We start from the raw sequence: 1,531 nt of genomic DNA, 5'->3' as shown, positions 1-1,531 counted from the left end.
TTGTATCGACCCTGGCTGATCATGGCCGCAGCCCTTGGTTGATCATTCTTCTTGTCGAGGGAAGAAGATCAGGGCCAAGGGCTGCGGGATGATCAGTGTGCATGACACCGGGCGCGCAGGCGCGGTGGGGGACCTCGGGATGTTCCGTACGGAGTTGCATCGTTGTCTGACTGCCAGGGCTGATGCGTTGTTCGAGTTGGCTGATGCGGTGTTGTGTGCGGAGGGGCCGGTGCGGTCGTTGCCGGCGTTGTCGCTGGTGGCGGAGCACCGTCGTGGTCATGGCGCGTTGTACGACGCGTTGGGTGCTGGTCGGATCGATGTGCAGCGGTTGCGGACCGTGGTGGCGTCGATGCCGATTCCACGGGCCGCTGACGGGCGGATCGTCCTGGCGGTGGATGTGACCTGTTGGCTGCGGCCGGAAGCGCACACCGCGCCGGAGCGGATCCTGTGTCACACCTACGGTCGTGGTAAAGACCAGCACATCGGGGTGCCGGGCTGGCCGTACTCGTTTGTGGTGGCCCTGGAGTCGGGGCGTAGTTCGTGGACCGCGCCGCTGGACGCGATCCGGCTGGCCCCGGGCGCCGATCTGGCCGCGGTCACCGCCGAGCAGGTGCGTGCGGTGGTGGACCGGCTGATCGCCGCCGGGCACTGGCAGTCCGGTGACCCGGCGGTCTGGGTGGTGACCGATGCCGGTTACGACGCGGCTCGGCTGGCCTGGCTGCTACGGGACCTGCCGGTACGCGTGCTGGCCCGGATGCGATCCGACCGGGTGCTGCGCCGCCCGCCGGGACCGTGGATACCGGGCCCGAAGTGCGGTCGGCCACCCCGGCATGGCAGCGAGTTCATCTTCGGCGACCCGGCCAGCTGGGGCACTCCGGACGTGACCACCGTGACCGAGACCCGCCTCTACGGCACCGCGACAGCCCGCGCCTGGCACCGGCTGCACCCCCGGCTGACCCGCCGCGCCGCCTGGGCCGACTGCCCCGATCTGCCCATCCTGGAAGGCACCGTCATCCGCCTGGACGTGCAACGGCTGCCCTCCGGCGCGACCGCGAAACCGGTCTGGCTGTGGTGGTTCACCGGCCTCGGCCACCAACCCAGCGACAACCCCACCCCGACCATGATCGATCTGCTGTGGCAGGCGTTCCTACGCCGTTTCGACATCGAACACACCTTCCGGCTACTCAAACAGACCCTCGGCTGGACGGTGCCGAAACTCCGCGACCCGCACGCCGCCGACCGCTGGACCTGGCTGATCATCGCCGCCTACACCCAACTCCGGCTGGCCCGACCACTCGCCGCAGACCTGCGCCACCCGTGGGAACGACCCGCCCCACCCGACCGGCTCACCCCCGCCCGCGTCCGCCGCGGATTTCGGCACCTACGCGCCAACAGCCCCTGTCCCGCCAGCGCACCAAAACCCACCCGACCAGGACCCGGCCGCCCACCAGGACGACCCAACCGCCACCCCACCCGCCGCCACGACGTCCATATCGTCACCAGCAGCGCGACCGGGAAGACAACCTCTTCC

Annotated in this window: 1 protein-coding gene; it reads left to right on the top strand. The window is 69.7% G+C overall.

All coding sequences use genetic code 11. The features are described from left to right. Nucleotides 1-88 precede the first annotated feature (88 nt). Nucleotides 89-1,531 (top strand): NF041680 family putative transposase (locus tag FF096_RS26155; RefSeq protein ID WP_155222211.1); only part of this gene is annotated, 1,443 nt, incomplete at its 3' end.

The sequence above is a fragment of the Micromonospora sp. CP22 genome (assembly GCF_009712475.1).
Taxonomy (GTDB): Bacteria; Actinomycetota; Actinomycetes; order Mycobacteriales; family Micromonosporaceae; genus Micromonospora.
The sequence above is the reverse complement of the archived record's forward strand: the minus strand, read 5'-3'. Positions and strand labels throughout refer to the sequence as shown.